16 protein-coding genes are annotated in these 26,217 nt (G+C 54.1%); 3 read left to right on the forward strand and 13 right to left on the reverse strand.

Going from position 1 to position 26,217, the window contains the following annotated elements; all coding sequences use genetic code 11:
* Position 1 precedes the first annotated feature (1 nt).
* Positions 2–1,921 carry an acyltransferase family protein gene (locus tag FPB55_RS06490; protein ID WP_144187799.1) on the forward strand — a complete coding sequence of 640 codons (1,920 nt, stop codon included), beginning with the start codon at positions 2–4 and terminating at the stop codon, positions 1,919–1,921.
* 115 nt (positions 1,922–2,036) lie between these two features.
* Here the strand turns inward: FPB55_RS06490 and FPB55_RS06495 are convergent, their stop codons facing one another.
* The 4 genes from FPB55_RS06495 to FPB55_RS06510 all read right to left on the reverse strand — a co-directional run bounded on the left by FPB55_RS06495 (position 2,037) and on the right by FPB55_RS06510 (position 9,570).
* Positions 2,037–5,381 (reverse strand): glycosyltransferase, encoded by a 3,345-nt coding sequence (locus FPB55_RS06495; RefSeq protein ID WP_144187801.1) that lies wholly within the window; start codon positions 5,379–5,381, stop codon positions 2,037–2,039.
* The gene (locus FPB55_RS06500; protein WP_144187803.1) at positions 5,374–6,612 is read right to left on the reverse strand and encodes a hypothetical protein; all 1,239 of its coding nucleotides are present in this window, start codon (positions 6,610–6,612) and stop codon (positions 5,374–5,376) included. Before FPB55_RS06500 ends, FPB55_RS06495 begins: the two co-directional genes overlap by 8 nt.
* 502 nt (positions 6,613–7,114) lie before the next feature.
* The gene (locus tag FPB55_RS06505) at positions 7,115–8,065 is read right to left on the reverse strand and encodes an NAD-dependent epimerase/dehydratase family protein (protein ID WP_144187805.1); all 951 of its coding nucleotides are present in this window, start codon (positions 8,063–8,065) and stop codon (positions 7,115–7,117) included.
* Positions 8,066–8,403: 338 nt separating this feature from the next.
* Positions 8,404–9,570 (reverse strand): nucleotide sugar dehydrogenase, encoded by a 1,167-nt coding sequence (locus FPB55_RS06510; RefSeq protein ID WP_144187807.1) that lies wholly within the window; start codon positions 9,568–9,570, stop codon positions 8,404–8,406.
* A gap of 350 nt (positions 9,571–9,920) precedes the next feature.
* On the opposite strand from FPB55_RS06510, the gene FPB55_RS06515 reads away from it, so the two are divergent.
* Positions 9,921–10,727, forward strand: a complete 807-nt coding sequence (locus tag FPB55_RS06515) for a glycoside hydrolase family 16 protein (protein WP_144187809.1) — start codon at positions 9,921–9,923, stop codon at positions 10,725–10,727.
* 129 nt (positions 10,728–10,856) lie between these two features.
* Here the strand turns inward: FPB55_RS06515 and FPB55_RS06520 are convergent, their stop codons facing one another.
* From FPB55_RS06520 to FPB55_RS26480, 5 genes are all read right to left on the reverse strand, one after another.
* Complete coding sequence (locus FPB55_RS06520) at positions 10,857–12,008, reverse strand: hypothetical protein (protein ID WP_144187811.1); 1,152 nt, start codon at positions 12,006–12,008, stop codon at positions 10,857–10,859.
* Between the two features lie 19 nt (positions 12,009–12,027).
* Positions 12,028–14,061, reverse strand: coding sequence for a glycosyltransferase (locus tag FPB55_RS06525; protein WP_144187813.1), 2,034 nt, complete (start codon positions 14,059–14,061; stop codon positions 12,028–12,030).
* 36 nt (positions 14,062–14,097) lie between these two features.
* Positions 14,098–15,531, reverse strand: coding sequence for a methyltransferase FkbM (locus FPB55_RS06530; protein WP_238706624.1), 1,434 nt, complete (start codon positions 15,529–15,531; stop codon positions 14,098–14,100).
* An 8-nt stretch (positions 15,532–15,539) separates the two neighbouring features.
* A complete protein-coding gene (locus tag FPB55_RS06535) occupies positions 15,540–16,676 on the reverse strand; it encodes a hypothetical protein (RefSeq protein WP_178097498.1) in 1,137 nt (378 codons plus the stop codon).
* Between the two features lie 363 nt (positions 16,677–17,039).
* Positions 17,040–17,696 (reverse strand): tetratricopeptide repeat protein, encoded by a 657-nt coding sequence (locus tag FPB55_RS26480; protein WP_238706625.1) that lies wholly within the window; start codon positions 17,694–17,696, stop codon positions 17,040–17,042.
* Positions 17,697–17,813: 117 nt separating this feature from the next.
* Between FPB55_RS26480 and FPB55_RS26485 the strand changes: the two genes are divergently transcribed.
* The gene (locus FPB55_RS26485; RefSeq protein ID WP_238706626.1) at positions 17,814–18,023 is read left to right on the forward strand and encodes a hypothetical protein; all 210 of its coding nucleotides are present in this window, start codon (positions 17,814–17,816) and stop codon (positions 18,021–18,023) included.
* A 373-nt stretch (positions 18,024–18,396) separates the two neighbouring features.
* On the opposite strand, the gene FPB55_RS06545 is transcribed toward FPB55_RS26485, so the two are convergent.
* From FPB55_RS06545 to FPB55_RS06560, 4 genes are all read right to left on the reverse strand, one after another.
* Positions 18,397–20,817: a glycosyltransferase gene (locus FPB55_RS06545; protein WP_144187819.1), complete on the reverse strand. Its 2,421-nt coding sequence runs from the start codon at positions 20,815–20,817 to the stop codon at positions 18,397–18,399.
* Positions 20,817–23,282 carry a glycosyltransferase family 2 protein gene (locus FPB55_RS06550; RefSeq protein ID WP_144189601.1) on the reverse strand — a complete coding sequence of 822 codons (2,466 nt, stop codon included), beginning with the start codon at positions 23,280–23,282 and terminating at the stop codon, positions 20,817–20,819. Before FPB55_RS06550 ends, FPB55_RS06545 begins: the two co-directional genes overlap by 1 nt.
* 147 nt (positions 23,283–23,429) lie before the next feature.
* Positions 23,430–24,890: a DUF4214 domain-containing protein gene (locus tag FPB55_RS06555; protein WP_144187821.1), complete on the reverse strand. Its 1,461-nt coding sequence runs from the start codon at positions 24,888–24,890 to the stop codon at positions 23,430–23,432.
* Between the two features lie 16 nt (positions 24,891–24,906).
* Positions 24,907–25,785 carry a hypothetical protein gene (locus FPB55_RS06560; protein ID WP_144189603.1) on the reverse strand — a complete coding sequence of 293 codons (879 nt, stop codon included), beginning with the start codon at positions 25,783–25,785 and terminating at the stop codon, positions 24,907–24,909.
* Between the last annotated feature and the right edge of the window lie 432 nt (positions 25,786–26,217).

A 26,217-nucleotide genomic window follows, 5' to 3' on the forward strand; every position in this document is an offset into this window, starting at 1 on the left:
TATGCGATTCAGGGACGATGTGAATGGACTGCGGGCGTTAGCAGTCGTTGCGGTGGTGCTGTTCCATTTCAAACCTGCCATGCTCCCCGCAGGATTTGCCGGCGTTGACGTGTTTTTCGTCATCTCGGGCTACTTGATGACCGGTGCGATTTTTCCCAAAGTTCAGGCCGGTACCTTCACGTTCTTGGGTTTTTACACCAGCCGTTCCAAACGCCTGGTTCCCGCCTTGGTCGCTCTCTGCGCCGCTATGCTGGTGTGGGGCTACTTCAACCTGCTCCCTGTCGAATATAAGCAACTTGGGCAGCATGTGGCTGGCGCGCTTTCGTTTACCTCCAACTTGATGTTGTATAGCGAGTCTGGCTATTTCGATTCAGCTTCACATTTAAAATGGCTGTTGCACACCTGGTCACTGTCGGCCGAATGGCAGTTCTATCTGGCCTACCCGCTGATCATCGTGGGCGTGCACAGGGCGCTGGGGGCCAGCGCTGGCCGGGCAGTGATAGTGGGTCTAATGCTGTTGTCGTTCGCCTTCGCTACTTGGGCTTCTTATCATCTGGAGAGTTTCGCCTACTACATGCTGCCATCACGGGCGTGGGAGATGTTGATTGGTGGCGTCGTCTACCTTTACCCGGTCAACCTTTGCGAGAGCAAAAAAGCCCCGATCGCGCTAGCCGGGTTGCTAATGATCGTAGCTTCGTTCATCGCCCTTGACAGCACCATCGCGTGGCCTGGGCAGTGGGCGTTGTTGCCCGTACTCGGTACTTGCCTGGTGATCGCCGCCGGTTATACCGGATCGCGCCTGGCCAGGCATTGGCTGGTGGCTTGGATGGGTAAAACGTCCTATTCAACCTACTTGTGGCACTGGCCCATTTGCGTTTACCTCTTCAAAAGCGGCTTTATTGAGCAGCCGCAGGCGATTATTGGCGGTGTGCTGTTATCTTTTGCACTGGGCCTGGTGTCTTACCTTACCGTCGAAAACTTTGTTGGCCAGCGCGCCGCAGCGCCCGGCACGTTAAGTGCCAGCCTTGGCAAATTTCGCAACCCAACCGCCATCGCTGCGTTTTGCCTAGTACTGGCTGCGGGGTTTACAGTTGTGAAAAGCAACGGCGCCTCCTATCGGGTACAGGGGGAAATTCAGGCGTTATCGGCCATCACCAACGTCTACGAATACTACGATTTCAAGCAGAATATTCGTTACGGTATTTGCCACTCGGTGTCTAAAGAACTTAGTCACACCCACTGCATCGAACCCCGCCGTAAAATGTTGTTCATCTGGGGCGACTCTTATGCGGCGGCCCTTTACCAAGGGGTACTGAGTGCTCGCGACATCGGGTATAACGAATACGGTATCTCACAAATGACCGATGGCAACGGGCCGCCATTCTTCGCCAGCTCCGGCAAGACTGATGAAGGCAAGTCAGTTGCACAAGCCAACAGCGACCGGCTTGAAGCGGTGGCACAATATAAGCCCGACGTTGTGGTGATGACCTGGTTGGTATTTGGCAGTAATGCGCCCCATGAACAGCACCAGGCGTTGGCGATGCTGCAAGAAACGGTGAACAGGATAAAAGCTGTTTCGCCTACGAGTAAAATCGTTGTAATTGGTCCGGTGCCGCATTGGAATGGCGATTTAAGTTCAGTGGTTCTCAACTATTGGGCAGAGCATAACCAAGTTCCGCCGCGATACATGACGTACGGGCTGAACCCCCAAACTGCAGAATGGGATGGGTTCTTCAAGGAACACGTTCCTTCTGTCGGGGCGTCCTACATCTCGGCCTTGGACATACTTTGTAACGGGAAGGGGTGTTTGAGTCGTCTTGGTAGCGACTTAGTAGATCTGCCAGTGGTCGACTTTGGTCACCTCAGCAAGCATGGCTCTATCTACTTCGTGGATAAAATCAAGGCTGAACTTTTTCAATGACCGTTCAGGGGTACGCCAGCCCCCAGGAAAAGACGCTGTATCACGATGGGGCGATAGAAACGAACAAGGCGGCAGGCGCCCCTTTGACTCAGGGGCGCCTACCGTTGCTTTCAGCTCATTCGCCGGCCTCCCGCAGTGACGCCCCCAGTGCCGACTCATAAGCACTCTGCAACTGCTGGCTGAGCAGCTTCAAGTTGTACTTTTTGGCACGTTTACGGCCTGCAGCACCCAGCGTACGGATCTTCTTCGGATTGAGGCAGAACTGCCGCAACCTTTTGGCCATGCCTTTGGTGTCGCCATGCTCAAAGGTGTAACCCGTTACGCCTTCATCAATCAGTTCTGGCAAAGCCCCCCAGCGATAGGCAAGCACCGGCCGGCCCGCCGCCATTCCTTCCAGCACTGTGCGGCCGAAGGTTTCCTGGCAGTGGGACAGGTTTAGTACGATGTTGGCTTGGGCAATGGCAGCCTGCGGGCTTGCGGCGTATGGCAGAATACTCAAATTGCCTGGCAGTTTGCCGCGGGCTTCCAAGGTGCGCAAAGCAGCAACACCGGGGGTGTGCGGGCCAATCAACAACAGTTGCAAATTGGGCGTGTCGCTAGACGTGTCACAAGCTAGCTGCAACAAGTCAGCAATGCCTTTCTTGGGCAAATTGCTGCTGATGAGTGCCGCGGTGATGCGCTTGTTGTCTAGCGTATTCGGCAGGTCGAACGCTTTGAGGTCGATGATGTTGCCAACCACATGCGTCGCGCCCGGTTTTGCGATGTGTTGCGCCGTGAAGGCGGAGTTGGCCAATACCTGGTCGGCCCGGCCCACTGCCTCGGCAACGATCTGATCCGCAGGCAAGCCGATAGCTGCACACAGGTCGGCGTCATGCGCGGGGGACTCATGCGCATGGAGCACGGCTGGTACTTGGGCAAGGCGTGCGGCGATCAGCGGTTCGCGCAGCATCAGGGTATTGCTGTGTACCAAGTCCACCGAATGATTGCGAATCAAGGCACAGAAACGCTCAACGGCCACTCGGCAGGGCGCAATGTCAGCACGCCACAGTTGGGTTGGAATGCAAACCACCTGCATGGCCCGCGCGCGCAACGCGTCGATATAAGCGGGGTTGGCAACGCTCGGCACACTGACCAGCACGTTCAGGTGTAGCACAGCGCAAGCATCCAGCGTATCCAGCAAATTGCGCTCCGCGCCAAACAGCTGCACGTTGGCGGCATGGGCGCAAAGCAGCACGGTGGGCCTGCCTGGGCGTTGTTGCAGGTCGCCAGCGAATGTGGGGTTCCCAACATCGTAGCCGGTATGACGCCCCGACTGATGATAGTGCAGCAGTGCCGGCATGCCGCTTTCGCGGGCTTCGACACATTGTTCCAAGTACCACGCCGTATTGAAGTCGGGGCCGGGTTCTCGGCCTTCGGCATGGCCGTGGGCAAGGTAGTGCTGCCAGGCGTCCAGGCTGGCTCCTTGCAAGTCTGGGTTGCGTTCCAGGTACCAGGCCTCGTCGAACAAGGCTGGTATTACAGGTTCGGCAGGCTTCGGTAAGGCGGGCTTCTCTGCCGGCCGCTCAGCGATGGCAACCTGCGGTACTGGCGGTGCAACAGCCACCGAAACCACTTCGGCAGCGGGTGCGCTGGCCAGCGGAGCTGCAACGGGGGGGGCGCCGATTTCCAGCGACTTGGCTTCCCGGACCGAATCGATAACCTGGCAGCCTTGCAGCCCTTCGATGGCCGGTACTTGATCCAATGGATAAGCCAGCAGGTGGCGGCCCACCACCAGTACTCGGCTGGCAGCCAATTGCTGCTCTGCAAGGACCATCTCGACTTTACTCTCGACGGCCTGGCGCAGCAGGGCCGGGTCGATCGGGCTTGGCCGTTGATAGTCTGGCCAATGCAGCAGGCCAATATGCTCGCCTTGTTCCTGCAAACGCGCCAGCACCAGCCGCAGAGGCTTGGCGCTACGCGCCGCTTCGCTGAGGTCGCTGACCACCAGCCAATCGTAGCTGGCCTTGGCCTGGGCGTTACGCAGCATGGGTGCCGGTGCCGGGAACGCTCGGGCGCCGCTGGCGGAAGGCAAGCACAGCCCGGCTGCGTCGTCCGCCATGCCGTGCCAAGCCTCGGCAAGTGCGCTGTATAGCTGGCGCAGACCATAGAACGTCGAGCGCAAGTGCGTGCTGGATGCCATGGTCAGCGACTGTGGCAGATGGCGGGCAATAACCAGCGGTACGCCCGGCAGCACGTACAGCAGTGCATCGGCGCCATGGCAGCGCTGCAAACGTTGGCGTAGTTCGTGGTCAGCAGCGACACGCACTTCATCCCAGCCGCCAAGGACGCGCACTGCGTCGCAGCGCATCATGATGGTCGAAACACTTGGTTCAATCAGGCTGTTCTCGATACGCCAGCACTGGAAGTGCAGTTGGGTATCGGCCCTGACCCATTCAGCCAGAGTGCCGACTAGGTTGGGGTTTTCCAGCAGTGGTGTAGCCATCAGCTCCAGCCGCTGAGGATGCGACCAGTCGTCACTGTCGTGGTTGACCAGGAATGTGCCGGTTGCGTGGCTTAGTGCTGTATTGCGGGCAGCATAAGCACCGCGGTTGACCGGCTGCTGCAGCAGGATGATGCGGGCATCCTCTTGAGCAAGCGCAGATACGCGCTCGACAGTGGCGTCTGTGCTGCAGTCATCGACCACCAGGATTTCCAGGTTGCTCCAGCTTTGCTCCAGCAGACTACGCAAAGCTGTTTCGATGAACGCCTGTGCGTTGTACGCCGGCATGATTACACTGATTTTGGGCTGAGCCTCGGGTGCAATCTGCGCGGTGCAACTGGCGTGCAGGTTATCCAGACTGAGCGCAGCATTCGGGTTGCGCAGAGCGACCGGCGCCAATTCGACAGCCGCCAGTGCACGGTTGAGCCAGAGCAACCGCCGCGAAGTGGCCGAGTCATGCCGTGGATCATCGCTGGTCAGCGCCACGTTTGCTGCCGCCAGGCAAAGGTCTGGCTGCTGGCCCTGGGCGGCGATGGCCTGCCTGATGCACGCCTGAGCCTGCGCCTGCTGGCCACTGCGCAGTAGCACTTCGGTCCGCAGCAACGTGGGGCCAAGCCCGCCGATGTAGGGCGGTAGAGGTTCGGCAAGGGCATCGATGTACGGCAGCGCACTCGACCACTGCCCGGCACTGGCATGCCAGCGGGCCAATGTCCAGGAAGCGTAGGCGTACTCCTCGCGGTCATCGGTCTGCGCATGCAGGGCAGCAAGCTCGGGCAATGCCAGGGCGCTGAAGCCGCCCCAAAGTGCAGTGTCGAGGCGATAGGCCTGCAGGTAGCGGGGCAGGCGGCCCTCTGCGGCGCCATGCAGATCGTAATGTTGTTGCGGGTCTGCTGCGCTGGCTGCTACATCGGGATAGGTTGCCAAGTACCACTGAGCATCGACCACACTGTTATACGGTAATACCGTTTTCACCTCAGACATGGGCAGCCACTCGGCTGATTACTTTACGGGCACGGTGCAGCGTATGGTTGGACTGGTCCATGGCCGCGAGCATTTCGCGATTGGCCAGGTAGTAGTTTTCCAGCTCTTCCTGAACCAGGTGCAGTTGCGACAGCAGCAGCTCGTTTTCTTCGCTCAGTGCTTGGGCGTTCGCCGTTTCCAGGCCAGCCTGCTGCTGCGCCGCCCGGAGTTGGTCTAGCTCATTGTTCAGCTTGGCGAACTTTTCGTTGCTGGCCTGGCTTTCGAAGTGACGCTTTTCCAGCTCTTCCTGCAACTGCTGCAACTGCGCGAGCAGCAACTGGTTTTCTTCGAGCAGCGCGTTACTACCCGTTTGGGAAAACTCTGAAGCCTGGGGACCTTGTTGCTTGTCCGCCAGGGTCGAGGTCAGCTGTAGCTTCAGTTCCGCTAGCTGGTCCTTCAGCAGCTGACCTTCGGCCTGCTGTTCGGTCAGTGCCTGCTGGGCACGTTGCAGCTGGGCATTTACGAACTCGCGGTCGTCCTGGCGGCTGTGCTGGGCCGAACGTACCTGCTCTGCTTCGCGGCGCAGAACGCTGATAGCCCTGTCACGCTCGTGAAGCTGCAACTGAGCGTTCGGAAGCTGACGGCCGGCATGCACCAGTTCCAGCAACTCGACCAAGCCCGCGTGGGTAGGCAGTGCGCGGTTGGCGCGGAACTCCGGCTCACCATTTGGCAGCCAGGACGCAGCCTCCAAGGCTTCGTACAGGGTCCAGCATTCCGGTGCCATTTGCTCGAAAACACCGGCCAGGGTTGCCGCCAGTGGGTCGGCGAACAAGTGTTGGGGTTCGTCGTTGTATGCGAGCCCCAGGCGTTCGAACAGCGTCTGAGCCGGCACCCGGTCGATGTTTACAAGAATGAGTCGCTGGCGCAGAGTGCGACGCAGTTGTAGCACGGCACGCTGCTCTGTTTGCCACTGCAGCAGTGCCGCAGTGACATCGGCAATAGTGCCATCAGCCAGCCAGTTCCAAGGCGCGCGATAGAGCCACACGGCGAGGCGGGCAGACGTTCCGTTCGCGAGCTCGGGGTCAGCGACCAACTGCGCAGCCGGTCTCCACTGAAACGAAAATTTGTCGTCTAAAGAAGCGCCTACGTACGCGCGGCTGGCCTGTTCACTCAGGCCGGAGAGTAGGGTTTGCATCGAGATCTCCATAGAAAACTGTAGCCATGTCATGGCCGCGCTCAGTCCTTGCTGCACAGGTCGCGGGTGAAAATTCGAGTGATTATATCGTTGATTTCATCGATAAGCTGATGAGAAATGCATACATCGTTCAGCCTCGGAGCTGATTATCACCTAAGGAGCGTTAAAAAGTCGTCCTCTGAGCGCTCGCTGATGTACATCTCTCATCAAACCCATTAAGTATTGATAAGAACGCCGTTGCACATCGTGCGAAGAATAGGCTCATGGGATTGATGAGCGATTCAGCACATGTTCTCAGTACTTATCAAAGTACTCAAGCATTAAGGGGGAATGATTAGCTCTCGCATCTCATATCAATGTTGAATTAAATTTATCTCTAGCTAGGCCAGTCTCAGCAGCCATAAATAGGGCCAGAGCTGCATTCGATCGTGTATTTTGCCTGCTAGAGGTACAGTAGGGGCAAGTCAGCGTGAGATGGCGGAAGCTCGATGATCTTTTGCTGAAAAACCGCCCCTCGAGTATCTTTACCTCCAACGATATCCGAACCTCTTAGAAAGTCTTATTGATCTTGCTCAATTAGCTGCGCTATGCCGGAATTTATGGTTGTCGGTTCAGGCATATCGAATAAGTTGAAAAGCCTCTGATTATCGGCCATGGAGTGCCTGATGTCACCATTTCGGGCGGCGTGATAAGTGACCTTGGGAAGCCTGCCAATATTTTGTGAGAAAGCATTCAGAATTTGATTAAGTGATGTTGCTTGGCTCAGTCCCACATTGACGGTTTCAACCGATATGCTTGGTAGTAGTAGTCCCTGCTGTAGTAAGTTGATCAGATCACGAACAAAAACAAAATCCCTTGTTTGTTCGCCATCACCAAATACAGAGATGGGTAAGTTTTTTCGGGCTCTGTCAGCGAATATGCTTATTACCCCCGAGTATGGAGAAGAGGGGTCTTGGCGGGGGCCGTATATATTGAAGAAGCGGTAAATTACCGGCAGTAATCCGTGTTGATGATGGTAAAAGTTAAGATAATGCTCGCTCGCCAGCTTGTCCGATGCGTAGGGCGTTAATGGTGATTTAGGTGTGTCTTCCGAAATTGCCGTGCCTTCACCGTTGTTGCCATAAATTGCCGCACTAGAAGCGAACAGTACACGCTTAACCTTTGCTAGGCGCATTGCCTCACAAATATTCAATGTGCCGATGAAATTTGACTGATGCGTACGAATAGGGTCGTCGACCGAAGCCTGTACTGAAGCTACCGCCGCTAGATGGACAACGGCTTGGCATCCAGAAACCGCCTCGGTTACTATTGAGGCATCAGCTACGTTGCCCTCGATTAATTGCAAGCCAGGATTGCCCAAGGGAAGGTTACTACGCTTACCTGTTGTAAAGTTATCAATCACTCGAACTGCGTAGCCATCTGCAAGTAAGGCGTCGACTAAATGCGAACCAATAAAGCCGGCTCCTCCAGTTACAAGGATAGGGGAGCTGGAAGATAAGTTTTTGGGCATGGCTTTCACTTTCTCGAAAATTTTAAATTCACAATTTTACTTTACGAATAAGTTCGATAAAGTAGCTGTTAAGTTTTGGTATTTCCTATTGATTTCGCTAGTTTTTCTGATTTATTGGCTCGTAGTGGGCGAAGGATTACTTGCGTTCCAATGCGCACTTAAGTTGCTATTAAATGCGCTCATTAAGTCTACCGCTATACTCAATTTTTGAGTTGCGAGCGGTAAGCTCAGGTGGTAAAAGTAGAACTGTGTCGGTGTCGCACTATGAAGTCTTGAGGATTTCATAAGTTTGACGCGCTGTCTCGATGCTACAAGTATTTTCGGTTTTGTTGGTATTTTTAATCCTTGCCAAAAAGATCTCGAGTATAGACCTTGTGGCTTATGTCACTAATTTCTTCTGTTAGTCGATTCGATATCACGATGTCGCAGGTCTGCTTAAACTCTTCAAGATTTTTAATGTTTTTTGAATTGAAGAAACTGTCCTCTTCAAGGGCGGGTTCATATATAACAACCTCTACTCCTTTAGATTTTATCCGTTTCATAACGCCTTGTATTGAAGATGTTCTGAAGTTGTCAGAGCCGGCTTTCATAGTGAGGCGGTAAATTCCGACTCGCTGCGGTTGGCGCTTCAGAATGGAGTCAGAAATAAAGTCCTTACGCGTCCTGTTAGAGTCGACAATGGCCTGGATTAGTGTTTGAGGAACATCGCTATAGTTGGCCAAAAGTTGCTTTGTATCCTTTGGTAGGCAGTATCCACCGTATCCAAAAGAAGGGTTGTTGTAGTGATTGCCAATACGAGGGTCAGCCCCAACCCCCTCAATAATTTGGCGTGTATTGAGGTCGTGTGTTTCTGCGTAGCTGTCAAGTTCATTGAAGTATGCAACTCTCATGGCTAAATAGGTATTGGAAAAAAGCTTTATCGCCTCCGCCTCGGTTGAGTTTGTTAAAAACACTGGAACGTCTTTTTTATGAGCGCCCTGCAGCAATATCTCAGCAAATTTCTGAGCTTGTTGAGATCGGCACCCTACAACGATGCGTGAGGGATTAAGATTGTCATAAAGCGCTCGACCTTCTCGGAGAAACTCTGGTGAGAAAATAATGTTATTGCAACAAAGCTCGGTACGCATTCTCTTGGTAAAGCCTACCGGAACCGTCGACTTGATTATCATCGTCGCTTCGGGATTTATTTTTAAGACATCTTTAATTACGGTCTCGACTGATAGTGTGTCGAAATAGCTTGTCTCGGGGTCATAGTCCGTTGGTGTTGCGATAATTATGAATTGCGCATCTTTATATGCCTCATGCTTGTCAAGTGTCGCCTTTAAATTGAGAGGCTCGTGTTTTAAGTAATATTCAAGCTCGGGATCAGAGAGGAAAGACTCTCTATTATTAATGGCTTTGACTTTTTCCGGGATAATATCAAGAGCTACCACCTCATGGTGCTGCGCGAGAAGCACTGAATTTGACATCCCTACGTACCCAGTACCAGATACAGCAATTTTCATGTCTTGAAAACCCTAACGTGTGAGCTAGCATTAAGCAGTATGTGGAGAAGAAGCCATATATGATGCCGCAAAACCTCACTTTTTGGTACCTTCGCTCCGTAAATTTTTCACGTTTTAATGGATTGCGATGCTTAAAGGGTACTCGCTTGGCTCCAAGTCGAGCTATGATTGGTGCCAAAGCTGGGATTCGTGTCTCGAGCTTTCACTAGATGCGGTGCATTGGATATTGTTAACATTGTTTTGCGCTGACTGTCTGGAATTTCGGTATAAGCTGAATGTCTGAGAGGATAGAGTTATCAAGTAGGTTAGACGTTAAATTTGAAATGGCTAAATAGCTTAGGGATTTGGGGATGACTATAAAGACAGCGTCGTTATCAATGTGTTTGGTGTCTATGTCGGCGGCGGCGGGTGGGTTTTCTAGTTACCCTTCGATAAACGTTGATTTTTCAACGGGGCAGCGGCTAGATCAGTCCCATTGGTCACGAACTACAGGGGTTACTAATAATACTAAAGTTTACTACAACGATGGAGACAAAAATCTCATCTACCAAAATGGAGAGCTGATTCTAGAGGCAAGGCGTGAGAGAGTACTCAATCCAAATTATAGGCAGGAAAAGTATGAGTTTCAAAAAAAAATCAAATACAGGGACGTTAGCTCTGTGAGTATCGCCAGCGCTGACTATTTTACTTACGGAAAATTTGAGGTTATTGCGGATGTCCCTGATAGTCCTGGTCTTCAACCAGCGATTTGGTTGCAGGGGGAAAACAAAAATCAATACGGAGAAATTGATATTATGGAAGCCAAGGGTGATAAGAGCCCAGGCGTACGGTATGCAACAATTCACGCAGGGAAAAGTATTAAGGAATTGCAACGAAATAGTGCTCATTCGAACTTGGGTGGTGGATATCATAAATATACAGCTGAGTGGACTCCAGAGGACATAAAAATATACTATGACGATAATCTGATTTTAGTTGCTTCAGCGAATCTTGGGGGCGCTGAAGATCGTGCGCCCTTAAAGCAGCCTATGCAACTTAAAATAAATTTGGGTGGAGGTTCGCGATGGGTGGGGCCGATAAATCTAGATCGCTTGCCCCAGCGTATGAGGATTAAATCAATAAAGGTATGGAACTATTTGTCGAGTGATGCAGGCTAATTTTTCGCTCAGCACGCGCTGCTGGGCCGTGCTGAGCATATTTACACTGCCTTTTGGTTTTTGATATTTAGCCTCACTGTTAGTTCATCTTTGGTGTGTGCGTGCGGAAGTTTTTACATAAATTATCGATCACTTAGGCGTTGAAAGAAACGCTTGTCGTAACGCGATCGACTTCGTGATATTCAAGTAGTCGTCATCGTCGTAGAGTGGAAGTTCGAATCTTTGGAGTTTGTCGAGAATATCTTGTTTGTCTTTCGAGCTGAAGCAGTTCAAGTTATTTGTGTGGATTTTCTCAAAAAATGACATATCCAAATATTCGGAGTGTTGTGGAATGTTTGAGCAATAATTCAATTTTACCCAATCTTTTCCAAGTTTCCAAACTAGATAAAGTGCGATGGTGTCATCGCTAAAGCCGCGACCGAATACATGTTTCGGCATGTCTGCGTGAGGGTTTGGTACAGCCTCGCCTTTGGTTAATGCTATCAAAACCTCTTTACGGTAACGTTTCAAAGATTTTAGGGGGGCTAGTGAATCCAGGCTTTTGTTCAAAAAAACGGGGCTCAATACCTTGGCTGCGATCAATGTTGTTGAATATTCGCTAATGCACGAAACTGGATTGATAATTGAAACATCTCTCCCGAACCCAAAATTTGAATAGCTCTGGAATTCGGGTTTTGGCGTGCCTGAATACCAAAAGGGACTGGCCTCTAAAATGGTGCCGGTTGCCAAGGTGATCGGTTTGTTTTCCTGTTTGAAAAGTAGCCCAGGCGCCAGCATAAATCGCCAGTCAATAGACTCATTGAATTTCATTTTCCCTTCAGGTCTTACTCTCCGTAAATCCCACTGTAGGACTTGGGTTTGGAAGTTTTTGAAGAACAGTGCCTCTCGCTCGAAAGCTCCACCAAACTCATTAGAGATCAGGTGCGTTGATTCAGGTAATATAGCTTTCGCTGCTACGGAATCGAATCCACCGGAGAAGCACAAATAAACATCGTCCGTTAGGGATTTCAAAGGCTCATAGTTTGGTGTGGCGAAAGTGGGCGTCGTAATAGTACAGTTATAGGCGTTCTCGAAAAATTCTACGCTCTCTAGGTATGGTGTTACTCCACTTATAGAGTAATTAGTGTCATTTGCAGGTCTTGATAAAATTGCGATCCTGAATAATGAATCGTCAGTTGCTGGAAGGTCGTCTGGATGACGTATTTCGTGGGTGAAGCTGACTGCTTCACCTTCATATGAAAATACGATTTTTCCGATCATTTTTTTGATGGTAATCAACATTATTAAGCCTTCCTGACCGTTAGCCGTTTGTAATCTTATAACGCCTGCAAGAATCATCAGTCGAGTTGAGGGGCGTATATTGAAATTTTTTAATAGATTGGCGTTGTAATGATTTATTTACAACTGCAAAGTGATTGGTTTTTTGTGCGCCTAATTTTTTGATTGACGTATTCTCGCCGTGGAGTACCCTGTTGTAGGCGATTTTGTTGATATGCTTGAAAGGACCTACTTCACTGAGTTTTAGGTACATATCGTAGTCCACGGCGTTGGTGATTTTTTCATCAAAGCCGTCGGTAAGATTCCAAGCGCGAGCTGTAAACATTCGGAAGTGGTGCGCGATCATGGCCGTGGTTAGTTTTTCACGAGAAAATTCTGGCCAATTGTAGCCATCAGCAATAAGCGAACCGTCAGGATTAACATTTCTATTGGTTGTATAGACGCACGCAAGTGACCGATTCAAGAAAAACTCATGTAGGCAGAGCTCGACTGCATCTGGCTCTAAGTAGTCATCTGAATCTAATTGGCCTATATAGAAGCCACGTGTTAAACGAACGGCGCTATTGGAGGCCGAACCAATCCCTCCGTTAGGCTTGGAAATAACCCTCACTCGTGGATTCTGACCATAGTGATACTCTAGTACTTCGCGTGTGTTGTCGGTTGAACCGTCATCACATACGCAAACTTCCAAGTCGGTAATGGTTTGGTTCAATGCGCTATCAACGCATTTAACAATATGCTCAGAGCAGTTGTACGCGGGGATGTAAATAGATACAAGAGGCTTGTTGAATAGTCTAGAATTTTGGAGTTGCAGAGGTTTCCGGTAAAAGTATGGAACCTTTTCTTTCACAATTTCAATCGTGATTTTTTTACCCTCAGCACGATCGGTTTCATTTTCTTTCCCCGGAGGCTCTTGGTGATAAGCCAGTCCGCCGTCTACTGCCCTAAAGAAGCATCCCTCGCGGTAGAGTCGATATCCAAATTCGTTATCCTCGCCTCCCCAGTGGTTAAAGTCTTCATCAAACCAACCGGCTTTTTCTAACCATTTACTTGAAAAAGCCACATTCCCGCCACTGAAAAAACGGAATGGTGTATCACAAAGGCGTAGATTATCGGTTGTCTCAAAGTGTTCTAGTCGCCAATCTACAGAAACAGAGTTCTGAGTTTTTCCTGCTACGCTATTATGTGTTAGAACTTCAGGCAATTTGGTTATTAAATCTCTGTGTTTTGCAAAATCTTCAGCCAGCAACTTTTCGGTATCTATGTACTTCCGCGGGCCTATCAAGGCGACGTCATCATCCTCTAGAAGTAATGTGACGTAGGATTCAACCCATTTGGGGTTTGGTGCCATATCGCAATCGAGGATGGCGACGAATTTGAATTTAGCTGTTCGTAGACCTAGATTGCGTACCGCACATAACTGATAGCCATAATCTTTTTGACGAACATATTTTACGTCGAGAAGATTTTCATATTTTCTAACAACGTCAACTATTTGTTCCGCGCTTCCATCGTCGGCGACGATTACTTCAAATGGATAAACTGATTCTTGGTTTGTAAGGCAGGCTAATGTTATGTCGAGAATTTTACTGCGATTAAATGTTGGTACAATGATACTGAGTCCCGCTTGGTGATCTCTTCCGATATTTGAATTTTTTTTTCTAATTCTATTCCATAGAAAGTCGTTTGTACTATCTGGGAGCGGAGCCAAAGTTAAGTCAGTAGGCCAGTCGGGTGGAATGGGGTTGACTGTCTTCACCTTTGCATCTTGTGAACGGCGTGAGGTTAGATGCTTCCATTGTGCAAGCATTTTTTCTCGCTGCGGCCTAGTGAGTTCAATTTCTCCTGTGTTTGAGAGCATTAACTGGGTAGCAAGATCTAAGTTTTTTGAGTGCGTATGTGAAGATTTATTTTTTGGAATATTCTTAAGACACATGGCAATATGCGCGGATACAACATTTTCACCGTACAAAATACCTGCTTCTCGGAATAATTCGACAGCTTTTGAGTAGTTTTTAGTTTTGAATTCTTTTATTGCGTTGCTCAGAATTTTCATATGTATAACTCTGTGTATGCCCAGAGAGTTCTCAGCTTAGATTGATGTTGGTTGATTTTGTTCTGCAAAGCTTGTGGAAATTAGGCATGCGTCTTTGTCCATTTTTTTTATAATTAGCTCAGCGTTTTGGTGGATTTCTTTTATTTCCTCAAGCCACATTTGAGCTACTTCTTTTTCATCAGAGCGCTTATAGTCGTCAAGCACTATATCAAACATTGCGCCGTTGAAGTGCTGTAAAACAACAGGAACTGCAGGATAGCGCGCATGGGTGCCAGTGGAGCCAGGAGGCCCATCCACAATTACCAGTATTTTAATTTTATGCCTGTAGCTTTTAATCTTAGTCGCAAGCTCCGTCAGCTTTGACTTGCAGTCGTAGTACGAATAAATAGTTCCATCAGCAGCTTCATACGGAACAAGCGGTGCTAGAACGAGGTCAACTTCTTCATTCATGTGTGCCTGAGTCAAATCATCGAGCGTTTGTGCGTGATACTGTTCTAGGTGTTCAAACGCTACTTGTAACGTGGCACGTTTTACCTGCCTCTGGGGTGCCAGTTTTTTCAAGATTTTAGCAACGATTACCGTGGAAGTGCCTGAACCAAACTCGATGACTAGATCATAATCATTAGCGTTGATCAATTCGACTAGATACAGCGCAAAGTCTGGGCTGATCGGCCAGCCGTGCATGCCGGGTAGGTATTCACCGTGGTTCAAAAAGTTCTGAACGCCCATAAATGCTTCCAATTGCTGAGCAGCGTTAAGCATCTCGGATCTTACTGTACGCTCCAGAGACTGGCGAACTTTGATCATTTCGGCATTCTGCTGCTTGATCTGTTCGCTCAAGGTCGCGTGCTGCCTCTGCACTTCTTCGGACAAATTCTGGACGGCGTTTTTCTCGTAGGTCGCGGGGACGGTGGCGGTGGATTGCTTTTGCTGGTCTTCTAGAGCGGGTATCTCAAACCGTGTCAGTTCCTCGCGCATGCGTGCTTGCACCAGCATGCGCGCATCGGCACCGGGCGTGGCAATGTTTACGGCGTTCTGGAAGTGCCCTAAGGCTTGTTGCGAGCGGCCAGCGATAGCAGTAGCGCGGCCCAGAGTGTTGTGCACGCCGGCAATCAGTACCTGGCTGATCATTTTTTTGCTGCAGCCCCAGTCCTGAGCCAAGCGGGTGAATTGGCGGGCCGATGTCATGTTGCCCAATTGCTGGTGGCCACCGGCGGCCAGCATCGCCAGTTTGGCGCGATCAGGGTGATGCTGCAGGGTGTCAGGCTTCAGTTGTGCGAGGCTTTTCCAGTCACCGACCTGCCATTGCGTGCGGCTGCGCTCAAGCAGATTTTCATCATAGGGGACGACCTGCGCGATGGGCCGGTGGTCGGTATCTTTCAGTACAACCGGGTCCGCGGCCTGTGGCTCTGCAGCTGGCGGCGCTTTACACATGCCCAGCCAATTGGCAATGGCCTTAAATATCGACATGCCCACGCTCAAAGCCCCGGCTCGCGTAGCAGCAGGTCTTTGATCAGTTCAAGCTGGGCTTCGCTCTTGACCAACTCCTCTTCCAGCAAGCGCTGCCGATGTTGGTAGTCGGCTGCTTCGCGCTCCAGCGCCTGCACATACTCTATGTTGGCATCAGCGGTGTCTTTTTGCTCGGCCAGTGCTTTACCCTGTTGCTCGCGTTGTTCGTTCGCTTTCTTCAATTGCTCTTGATAGTCATTGGCTAACCGAGTTTGCGCTTCGCAGGCTTCACTCAGACGGCTATTGTCCTGTGTGAGTGCATCGCGCTCGGCTGCAAGCTCGCCCAAGCGGGCCTGGCTCTCGTTCGCCAGTTGAGTTTGAGCATCGCAAGTACCTGCCAGCTCGGCTTCACGACGCTGCTGTGCTTCGCTTTGGCTGACCAACTCAGCGTTGTGTTTGCTCAATGCGTCGAGCTCGCCACGCGCGGTGGCTAGCTGTTGAGCCTGCTCGTCGTGAGCGGTAGCCAAGGCTGCATGCTTTTGCCGGAGTGCTTCATACGCACTAACTAGTTGGTCGCGCTCGGTGGCAAGTGCCTTGTTCTGCGCTTGTCCATTGCTAGCGAGGTCGGCCTGGACATGTAGCGCCTGGCTCAGCTGAGCGTTTTCTGCCTGGATGGCCTCGTTTGTCGAAAGTAACTGGGTCTTGTCAATCAGCAACCGATCGAGCTGTTGTTTTTGCTCGCAGGCCAGCCCGGTCAATTCGTACACCTGAGTATCGCGTTGTTGCAGTTGTGCTTGCAGCGCCTGTATCTGCTGCTGGCTGCTAGGTGCGGCTACAGCAGCTTGCGTGTGCAGTTGCGCCACTTCGCTGCTGATGCATTGCTGGGGCATGCGCCTAGTGTTGCGTTCGAACAGCAGCTGGCTTTGCGGGAAGATGGCGTCCGGATCATCGCTAACCAGCTCAAAGCCTATACCTTCCATCCAGGCGGTTACTTGGCTGTCACTGGCATCGCCTTCATACAGCGGCTCGCTGCTGCATTCAGTGATCACCCAGGTAAAGGCATGCAGCGAAGCCTGCGGGGTAGCCTGCAGCAATTGAAGGGCTTGCCCAGGTGCGGCCAGCAACAGAGTGTGTGCTTGCGGGCCGTTCAGGGCATGGTCGGCCACGACTGCCTCAATGCTGCGGGCCGGCACTTGCAATACTCCGTCGCGGCGCAGGTTTGGGTAGTGGTTGAACAGGTCGACCGGTTCGTTGAGGCTGCTATAGGCCAGGTTGTTCAGTGCTAGCAGGGTTGCCACCGGGTGTTCATCGGCAGTAACGGCGAGGGTCAGCAGGTGTTCGCCCTGATCATGGCGCAGGCGCCGGCCCAATTCTTCAGCCAAACGGGGATGCGCCTCTGCCAGCAGCAACTGCTGGCAGCCTAGCTGGCGCCAGTCACCCAATTGGCTGCCTGTGCCAGCACCTACGATCAGGCAGCTGCCCAAACCGTCAGCGCTGTGTTCCTGAATGTGGCGCAGCAGCTTGTTCATTTAGTCACTGCTCTCGTCAAGGCGGCTTTCGACGTCGTCCAGCAACACTTCAAGAATGCGCTGTGCCTTGCGCAACTCATGCAGTTGCGTCATGCCCGGCAGGGTGTTGTCACTGGGTTCGCACAGCAAGTCGCCCAGCAACTCGCAGGCTTGCCTACTGTCCGGGCGCTTGAGCAAAAAAGCTTTAAGCAGGGCAATTGCTGCTTCGCGTTGCTGTTGGCCAAGCAGCTTGTCTACGCGCTGTGGCAAACCGTGGTCTTGCATGTACTTCAAGCGCTTGGCAAGGGCTGTATCCTGCGGTTGCAGGGCAATCGCCACCTGCATCGCGTCCTCGGCCTGCTCAAACTGGCCAAGGGCAAAATGGCTGTTGGCGACACCCAGGTGTGCCCAGTGCAGGCGCAGGTCGCAACCGACCGCTACTCGGAAGGCCTCTAGCGCTTCATCGGCAAGGCCCAGTTGCATGAGGCATTCGCCGAGCTTGCAGTAGCCCAGCGGGTTTGCACCCAGCGCGCCGTTAATCGTCGCCCAGGCGGTACGTGCCTCGGCAAATTCGCCGGTTTCTTGAAGGCGCGAGGCAAGCCGATAGGCCTGAGTAAAGTTGCGCAGATTGCCGGCGAAGCGGTTGTAAGTGGTTTGGCTCAGCAATTCAGCAAGCATGCCAAGGCCCATTGCCCGGGGTATCTGCGGGTAGCTGGGCTCGCGGTGTTCTGGGCCTATGGTGTGCGGGCCACCGCCAAGGGCGCTGCCTGTATCGGCAATGCGCGCAGTTAGGTGATGTACCTGGCCGTCGAACAGTTCGTGAGACAGTTGCAAGTCGAACAGATAGCAACCATCGCCAATGCCGGCCGTTTGCAAGTCCTCACGAAACTGTTGCGCGAGGCCGTGGGCAACCACTTCACCATTGGCAAGAATTTCAATGGTCAGCCTCTTTTGTGGCTGAGCAGGCGCAAACGCCCAGCCGAACGCGCGGTCGTCAAGGTGTAGTCGAAATGGCCGTTGACTTCAGTAACTGATGCTGCCGGTGCAGAGAGGGTGTTCATGGCGTTTGGTCTGCAATAGGGTGCGAATGGAGGTTTACTGGGCGCGCCAGGCTATGGCAATACGGCCTTGGCTGGCTGGCGTAAGGTCTTGGCTTTGTGGGTCCAGGTTGACCGGCGAACCATTGCGGATGACGCACAGGCATGCGGGCAAAAAAACAGAAGCAATTTTGTATTGCAGGACTGTTCGGCTGCGCTAAGCTTGGAATTGTTTGGAATAACAACGTATGAGGCACGGCATAACGCAATGCTGGCTTTGAAGTGCCCAGCATAGTGATGGGAGGTAAAGTTTTGGGGGCAATACCATCCGTGCCGTACATCTAGCGATCCCTTTCTTCCCGTGACCCATTGGCTGGGTCGTTGTTCGTCCGTGTAGCAACGCTGGTAACTGGCATTGCTAGTCCACCGTACGGCCCAGTTACATAATCCAGGGCCAGCGCTGGGTTGTAAAACGGGTCATTGTAGTGGTCGAGCGTCCACCGCTCAATAAATTTCTGCTGCTCGCGTAGTGCGCGGGCGCGCTTTTCTGGCGCTACGTCTTTGCCGCGGCTGGCTGACTCAGCGTGAATGAGCTGGGCAAAAGCTGTCCACACCACATGCAAGCCTTGTTGGCGAATTTTCAAGCATAGGTCAACATCGTTGAACGCCACGGGGAATGTGCTTTCATTCAGACCGCCAACAGCGTCATACACATGTTTGCGCAGTAGAAGGCAGGCTGCAGTGACAGCACTCTGGCGGCGGGTTATCTGATTGTTACCCAAATAGCCCGGGTCTTGTGATGAAAGCACATTGCCGCTATGCGCAGCCAGTCCGTTCACGCCTATTACCACTCCGCCATGTTGGACCATTTTGTTTGGCCACAACAGTTTAGCGCCTACCGCGCCTATATTCGGGCGCATCAATTGGGCGACCATTTCTTTCAGCCAGCCACTGTCAATGATTTCAATATCATTGTTGATTAGCCCTATTACGTCGCCGGTGGCCACGCTGGTGGCACGGTTGTTAATTGCCGAGTAATTGAACGGGAACGGATGATGCAGCACGGTCACGCCGCGCGCTTTCAGTTCGCTAAGGTAGTCGAGCGTTTGTTGGTCGGTGGATTGGTTGTCGACAACAATGATTTCTACGTTTGGATAATCTGTGCCAGTCAACAGCCCTTCGATGCATGTGTGCAGCAACTCGTATTGATCGCGCGTCGGTACAACAAGGCTAACCCGGGGCAACTGGTTTGGCAGCGGCCATTGCGCTCTGAGCAGTGCTGGGTATTGCTGCACGTTACCAACCACGGCGCCCGCAGCGATGGTCTGGCACATCCACGCCACGGCGTGCAGGCGCTCCGGCGAGGGTGCTGCCATTTCCGGGCTCGCCGGCAAATCGTGGGCCCGGTGGTAAAGCACGCGGGGCAAATGCACCACATTAGCGTCACTGTTTTGCGTGGCCAACGCTATCGCTGCCATAAGATCGTGCCAGTTTGCTGCAGGCTGTTGGGCCCGTTGTGTCAGCAACCCCAGGGCGTGCTCAACGATCACTGAGCCAAAGATGGCACCGGGCGAGAAAATATCGGCGCCTACAAACAAATCGATATCCCAAACGGGCTTGAGCCAAGGCAGGGTGCGCTCGCCCTGTGGGCCGTCGCGATCACAATCGGCGAAAGCCCATGCACAGCCGTCATCAAGCAGGGCGCTGAGGTGTGGCAGTGCAAGCGGGGCCAGGCGGTCACCAGCAGCTAACGGCAGAATTCGGTCACAGCCTGCTGCCAGCAGTTGCTGAAGCGCCGGTACAACCACCTGGCCGGAGGCGGTGACAAGGTGGTGGATACGCTCGCGATCGGCCCCGAAGCTTGCAAGGCTTATTTGTTCTTTCGCCGCATCGCCTTCGCCAATCAGCAATAGGCCGATTTTGCCGCGCATCGCCGGGCGAGGCAGGTTCTCCAGGCGCTGGAATGCTTCAAACCATTGAGGGTAGTGCTGCCAGCCTGCGCTTTTGCCCAGGAGCAGATCTTGCTCTTTTGTCACTTCGGTCAGCAGTGCCAGGGTTGCTGCATCATGGCCCGGGCTTAGCTGGCGTAGCAGTCCAGCGGCACCTTCGGGTCGGCAGCACACTCGAATAGGGCTGCCTGCCAAGGGTTGGCCAAGGTCGTTCACCACTTCCAGCACATGCACCTGCCCGTCGGCCAGTTCCCAGGGTAGGTCGAGGCTGAAGCCGTGATCGCTTGTCGCCCGATAGGCTAGCGCCTGGTGATGAGTATTGCAGATGACCTGGGCTAGAACCTGGCCGTCTCGGCGCACCGAAACTTGCACGTGGCGGTTTGGTGAATGTGGATCCCATGACCAGCCCGCAACGCGCAGGCCGCCTGTGTGCCAAACCTGCGAAGCGAAGGCTGGCGTTTGTGATGTGGCGGTGGCGGGCAGTGCGATTGTGCCGTCCAGCACCCAGGCCTGGTTGGCGATGCGTGCAGTGATCACGCTGGCGTCGGCCAGCCAGCTTTCTCGCAGTTGCACGGTGAAGCCGTGGAATTGGTCGCCGTGAGGCGCTTGCGGTTCGAACTGGTCAGCGCGCGCCAGGGCGACGCCAGCACCGTCGATTAAGATTTCCACGACCGGCCGCAGTTCAGGCTGCGTGTTATCCATCGCCCAACCCTGCAGCACGTCACCCTGTAGCCCCAGGATGGCGCCACTGAAGGCTTGAAGTGTGACGCGGGGTTGGCCCGCCTGGGGCTTTTGCAGCAATTCTTGGGTCATCAGGCTTGGCTCGGTGTGAAGGGGGGGAACGCGGGTGTGCTTGCTCTGGCCTCGTCGGCGACCGGGCTCGGGCTGGCGAACAAGGCAACGCCGATGTGGTTGGCCAGCATCGGCGCTGTCCAACCTGCACCTGGGCTTTCATCCAGGCTCAGCACCCCATCGCAACCCGCAGCTTGGGCCCGGTCGGCAAGGCTGAAGTCTTGAACTTCCGGCAGCCGGAGAACGGCGCCTGTCACTTGCAGTGTCTTCAGCCAGGGCGTGTCGTCTTTAGCCAGCAGTATCAGTGGTAGTTTTTCACGGACCGCCCGCCTGGCCAGCGCCAGCCAGCGCTGGGCAAGGGCGGGGTTGGTCAGGGAATCGCCGATCAGAAGGGTGCGGGGTGTTCCGCTTGCCGGTGGCTGGCACTGAGTCGGCGTCGGCGGTAACCAGTTGGCGGCTGGTAGGCTGCTTTTGCATGGGTCGTGTAATGCTTGCCAGGGCATTTTTACGCTGATGGCTTCGCGCGCGAAGCGCTGCCAGTCGGCATCCGGCTTCAGCAGGCAGTTGTCAGAACCGTTAATGCGATAGGGTGTCCCCAGCAGGTGGGGGAGGTCGCGCAGCAGGGCAGGGCAGTGAGCCAACTGCTCATATGCAAGCGCTTCAAGCGGCAAGTTGCGCAGCGCCTCAACCAGCAGATCGAAATCGCCGGGCAGGTGAAAGTCTAGGTGCAGTGCCAACGGTTGCAGTGGAGCATGCAGGCTCACTCGAGCGTGGTGGCCATCGTGCTGCCAGGCAAGGCTGAACGCTGCATTGTCGTACGAGCCATCGTGCAGGTGCAGCACGCGCTCAACATTCGCAGGCCAAAAGGCTTCGCGGGCGGCGGCTGGCAGGCTGGCCAGCTTGCGCAGGCGTGCATGTTGCAGGGCCTGGCGGGCGGATTTGATCGGGTCGCGCAGGCAAAACCGGTTGAAGCGGGCAGAAGCGTCAGGGTAACGCTGACGCAAGATGGCATTATTGTAGGCCACCCGCAGGTTCTTCTCGGCACCGAATGAAATACCACCTTGGTGCGCGACGAACACGTTGGGTGCGCCCATGTGGCGCCAGCCGAGGTTGCGGGCGCGCAGGCACCAGTCAGTTTCTTCGCCGTAGCCCCGGGCCAGGTGCACTTCGTCGAGGTAGCCCACTTCATCAAGTGCGGTGCGCTTGATGTATAGGCAAAAGCCGCACCCGGTTTCGATTTCAATAGGCGGAGTGTGGCAATGTCGCGCGAGGTCGTCGAGTTCGGCCTGCTGTCGCGCGTTTGGCATGCTGTGGCTGACTCGGCTTTGCGGGAAACTCATCAGTTCGCCGTTGTTGGTAAACGGTGTGACCGACGCTATTTCTGCATCGCTGTAAGCCACTTGGCGCAATCGGTCCAGCCAGTCCCCATGTACCCGGGTATCAGCGTTCAGCCACACCACGTCTTTGTTCGGGCTAAGCGCCATGGCGCGGTTCATACTGCGGATGAAACCCAGGTTGACCGTGTTGTTGACCAGGGTGATTTTGCCCCTGCCTGCCAGTACCTTTAGTGCTTTGGCAAGTGCAGGAAGCGGGGTCGCATCTTCGATCACCACCAGGCGGTGGGGGGTGCGATTCAGTTTGCGCGCATCCAAGGCGCTGGTGATGCATTCCAGTGTCTCTTCCAGTCCGTTGTAAACTGGAATCAGCACATCCACCGGCTGTTGTTTGCCAGCGCAGGGCGCGACCGGAGGGGGCGCGAAGGCGGGCATGGCAAAAACTGGGCTATCCAGCAGCGGTGTGCCGTCGGCAAAGCGCAGGTGCACCGCTGCGGTGGGGGTCGGTACGCTGATTCGCAGACCACCATGGCTGTTGGGAAGGCCGGCGGCGCTAAGCAAAGGGTTCGGCGCGCTGGCAATCGTGTCGACCTTGAGGCCGTTTGCTTCGATCCTGAGCGCTGCGGGTTCCTGGAGGTTGCCCAGGTCGATTGCCCAGCCTTGAATTACCCGCTGCTCCGGCAGAAAACGCGCAACGCCCAGCAAGCGAGGAGCATCCGTTTGGCTCGCCAGCAGCTTCAGCACCAAGGCCAGTTCCTGGCCGGTGTTGATGTAGGGCAGGTGAGCCATAATCATGCGCCGCAGCTCGGCGGGAGGTTCGGATTGGCTACGCGCCTGCCATAGGGTCAGCCGCAAGCCAAGGTCGTTGGGTTGGGTTTGCCACGCTGTTGTCAGGTAGCGGGTGGCCAGTTTGTAGTGTTGCTGCGCCAGCAAGCTGCGCCCGACCAGCGCGTGGATGTCTGCGCGTTCGGGCAGTGCCTGAGTGGCGTTGGTAAAATAAAGAAAGGCCAGCTCTGGCTTTTGCGGCAATGCCGCAATGCCTTTCCACACCAGTGCCTCCGGCCGATACTCGGCGGTCTGCAGGGCGCACTCGAGTGCGGCCGCCGCCGCTTCCTGTTCGTTGGCCAGGCGATGGCGGTGGAAAATGTCCATGAGCGTTTCTCGCCCATGGTCGAGGTGTCTGGACATAAGCTTGGCTTGGCTACAAATAATAAAAAAGAGGGGCGACTCGAAAGTCGCCCCCTTTTGGCGTATGCCCAGCCTCGCGGCCAGGCACACGCTTCGTTACAGCAGGGCTAGTTAGACTTGGCCGTGCAGCACAACGACGTTGTCGATGTGAGCAGCAGCTTCGTCGGAACCAACGATGCCCAGTGCCACATCAGCGTGGGTGCCGCCGTTAGCCAGCAGAGCCAGCCAATCAGCTTTACCGTCTGCATCCGAAGCACGGCCCAGAGCGGACTGGTACAGGCCTTCGATGAAGTCGCTGTCCGACTTGGTGTTGGCTTCAGCGGAACCAACAATGGCAGCAGCCACGTCAGCACGGCTTGCGCCGTTGAACAGCTGGCCTACCCAAGCGTTCAGGCCTTCTTCTTCTGCTGGGCGGCCCAGCACGTTTTCGTACAGCTCGCGGACGAAGTCGCCGTTCGACTGGTCACCAGCGATCGCTTCCTGGGAGGTAGCGATGGCGGCGGCGATGTCGGACAGAGACTGCGAGCCGTTAGCCAGCTGAGCAGCCCAGGCAGCAGCGCCATCGGCATCAGCGTCACGACCCAGCAGAGCTTGGTACAGTTCGTTGATGTCGGTAGCGTTGACGGCGCCAGCGAACTCGTTCGAGTTCAGGAAGATGTTGGCAATGTCGGTCAGCGAAACGCCAGCATTCACTGCGCCAACAAAGTCTTTGGCACCTTGCAGGTCAGCGTCGCGGTCCAGAATACCCTGGTACAGACGCAGAGCAGTGGCTTCGTCAGCGCTGTGAGCCAGTGCAACGGTTTCCACTGTGTCACCGTCAACGAAGGTCAGGAACTCAGCGTTGCTGATCGAAGCGGTCTGGCCTACGCCAGCTGCAGCGCTGGTCAGGTTGACATTGAAGTTGTTGCCAGTGGCGAAGTTGTAGTCATCGCGCGAGCCGTCCAGCTGGACGACATCGTAGCCAGCACCGGTGTCTACCACGTCAGTGTGAGCAGTGCCGCTCAGAACGACGGTGTCATTGCCTGCGCCAGTTTTGACAACGTTGTTGCCTGCGCCAGCGATGACGGTGTTGTTGCCGTTGCCGGTGGTGATGACGTCGTTACCTGCGCCTGCATCGATGAACGAGTTGGCGTCACCGGTTACGGTGATGACGTCGTTACCACCGCCAGTGGCTACTACCAGGCCGATATCATCGGTCGAGGCGGTAGCGGCAATGTCGGCTGCCAAGGCGGCGAAGGCTTGAGGTGCTGCACCAGCTTGGCCTTGAAGGGTTACATTCAGGCTGGCGTTGCCTTCCAGAATGAATGCGCTCGCGCCAGCGGCTTCAGCTTCGGACAGATCTACAGTAACCAGGTCAGACGGAGTACCAGCGATCACGCCGGTAACCACGTCAACGTTGCCGCTGGATGGCAGCTGCAGGTTCACGCCGTCGAAGCTGGCAACATTCACTTGAGCGCCTTCAGCATCCAGGCCCAGCAAAGTGCTGATAGCGGCTACAGTGCTGTCCGACAGAGCGGTATTGTCCAGGTAGTTGGAGAACTGATCGGACGAAACGGGGTTATCGTATTGCATGTTGAATTCCTGCTATTCAAGCCGGTTGGCTTGCAGTGCTGTTTTTCTGCTGATGGGCAGAGTTGTCCCACGGAGACTTAGAGCGGACAGCGTTCATCTTCGTAGCGGGAGTAATGGCGATATGCAGCGCCACCAGTGGCTCGTTGCCGGTGGGGCCATGCATCATCTGATTGGTCGAGAGGCGTTGAGGTTCGGCATCGCCGAACACGATATGGCCTGTCAATTCGTAAAGTTTGCGCTGCGGGCCGACTAGGCTGAATCCCACGCTGATCAGGGGCAGACCTTCGCCACGTAACCCGACGAAGGTGCCGGTGGATACGTTGCGGCTCGGGCCGGACCCGGCCACCATGCAGGTGTACAGCAGATCCACGCCGGCGGGCTTGTCAGGCCAATTGATAGCAAAGCTTTCGATGAAATCATCGTTGCCTGGTGCGCCAACCCAGCCTTGGCTCGAAACGATTTCACCACTGCGTTGCAGGTGGGCAGTGAGCTCGAAAGGTGGGATAGAGGTGCTGGGTAGTACCGGGGTAGGCTCGGCGGTAGCCACTACGGCGAAAGTGCGCATGATGGCCGGCGAAGTATCGATACGGTCTATTCTTAGGTCAACGGGCTCGATTACGTCGTCGAACATGTGGTATTCGGTGATCAGGACGGTGGTTACAGCCGCCTTAACACGCGCAACAATGGTGTCTCCGAGCTTGGTCAGCATATTCCTGCTGATGCCTTCGGCGGGGAAGAAGTCGATCGAGCCTTTGCCCAAGGGTGCTTGCTGCAAGGCAATGCAGACAGGTTTGTCTGCTGGGGGTTGAGATGCGAACCGGAAGATGTACATGCCAGGTTCCAGCAACGTAACCCTGGAGCTAATTTTCAGGCCGTCAAGGGGTTGTGAAGGCATAGACATGGCGTTGTTAAGCTCCTTTTTCACAAAAACACTGGTAGCTAACTTGCTCAAACCCGTGCGTGCACAAAACGGCCAATTAAGGCTCCCTGCGAGCCGGGAAGATGCAGCGCGGAGAGAAAGATGTCAACCGAAAAAGGTAAAAAAAATTTCACCGAAAAAATGAACCTTGCTGAAAGCCTCCAGGTCCCCGGGCGGCCGAAGTAGATAACCTTGCAGACGTGTCGGATTTGGTTTTTGGCGAAAAAAACCATAGGAATCAAAGACTTAAAAAGTACTTAAAAATTGCCGTCAGTTTTTTCACGCTCGGCGGTCAGCTGTGTCGCCCTGTAGAGGCAGAAATAGCCGTCTGTCGCATGTCACCCAACCGAGATGTCAACCGGGCACTCAGGGGTGTGCAGCGATTGCGCTGCTATGCCGTCGCTTTAG

Origin of the sequence: Pseudomonas sp. BJP69 (assembly GCF_007633355.1) — a bacterium.
Taxonomy (GTDB): domain Bacteria; phylum Pseudomonadota; class Gammaproteobacteria; order Pseudomonadales; family Pseudomonadaceae; genus Aquipseudomonas; species Aquipseudomonas juntendi.

What these genes read in the sequence shown, in the direction of transcription:
- FPB55_RS06490 (WP_144187799.1), top strand. Translation starts at nt 2, where the DNA reads ATGCGATTCAGGGACGATGTGAATGGACTGCGGGCGTTAGCAGTCGTT.
- FPB55_RS06495 (WP_144187801.1), bottom strand. Translation starts at nt 5,381, where the DNA reads ATGTCTGAGGTGAAAACGGTATTACCGTATAACAGTGTGGTCGATGCT.
- FPB55_RS06505 (WP_144187805.1), bottom strand. Translation starts at nt 8,065, where the DNA reads ATGCCCAAAAACTTATCTTCCAGCTCCCCTATCCTTGTAACTGGAGGA.
- FPB55_RS06510 (WP_144187807.1), bottom strand. Translation starts at nt 9,570, where the DNA reads ATGAAAATTGCTGTATCTGGTACTGGGTACGTAGGGATGTCAAATTCA.
- FPB55_RS06515 (WP_144187809.1), top strand. Translation starts at nt 9,921, where the DNA reads ATGACTATAAAGACAGCGTCGTTATCAATGTGTTTGGTGTCTATGTCG.
- FPB55_RS06520 (WP_144187811.1), bottom strand. Translation starts at nt 12,008, where the DNA reads ATGTTGATTACCATCAAAAAAATGATCGGAAAAATCGTATTTTCATAT.
- FPB55_RS06525 (WP_144187813.1), bottom strand. Translation starts at nt 14,061, where the DNA reads ATGAAAATTCTGAGCAACGCAATAAAAGAATTCAAAACTAAAAACTAC.
- FPB55_RS06530 (WP_238706624.1), bottom strand. Translation starts at nt 15,531, where the DNA reads ATGTCGATATTTAAGGCCATTGCCAATTGGCTGGGCATGTGTAAAGCG.
- FPB55_RS26480 (WP_238706625.1), bottom strand. Translation starts at nt 17,696, where the DNA reads ATGCTTGCTGAATTGCTGAGCCAAACCACTTACAACCGCTTCGCCGGC.
- FPB55_RS26485 (WP_238706626.1), top strand. Translation starts at nt 17,814, where the DNA reads ATGTACCTGGCCGTCGAACAGTTCGTGAGACAGTTGCAAGTCGAACAG.
- FPB55_RS06545 (WP_144187819.1), bottom strand. Translation starts at nt 20,817, where the DNA reads ATGACCCAAGAATTGCTGCAAAAGCCCCAGGCGGGCCAACCCCGCGTC.
- FPB55_RS06550 (WP_144189601.1), bottom strand. Translation starts at nt 23,282, where the DNA reads ATGGACATTTTCCACCGCCATCGCCTGGCCAACGAACAGGAAGCGGCG.
- FPB55_RS06555 (WP_144187821.1), bottom strand. Translation starts at nt 24,890, where the DNA reads ATGCAATACGATAACCCCGTTTCGTCCGATCAGTTCTCCAACTACCTG.
- FPB55_RS06560 (WP_144189603.1), bottom strand. Translation starts at nt 25,785, where the DNA reads ATGCCTTCACAACCCCTTGACGGCCTGAAAATTAGCTCCAGGGTTACG.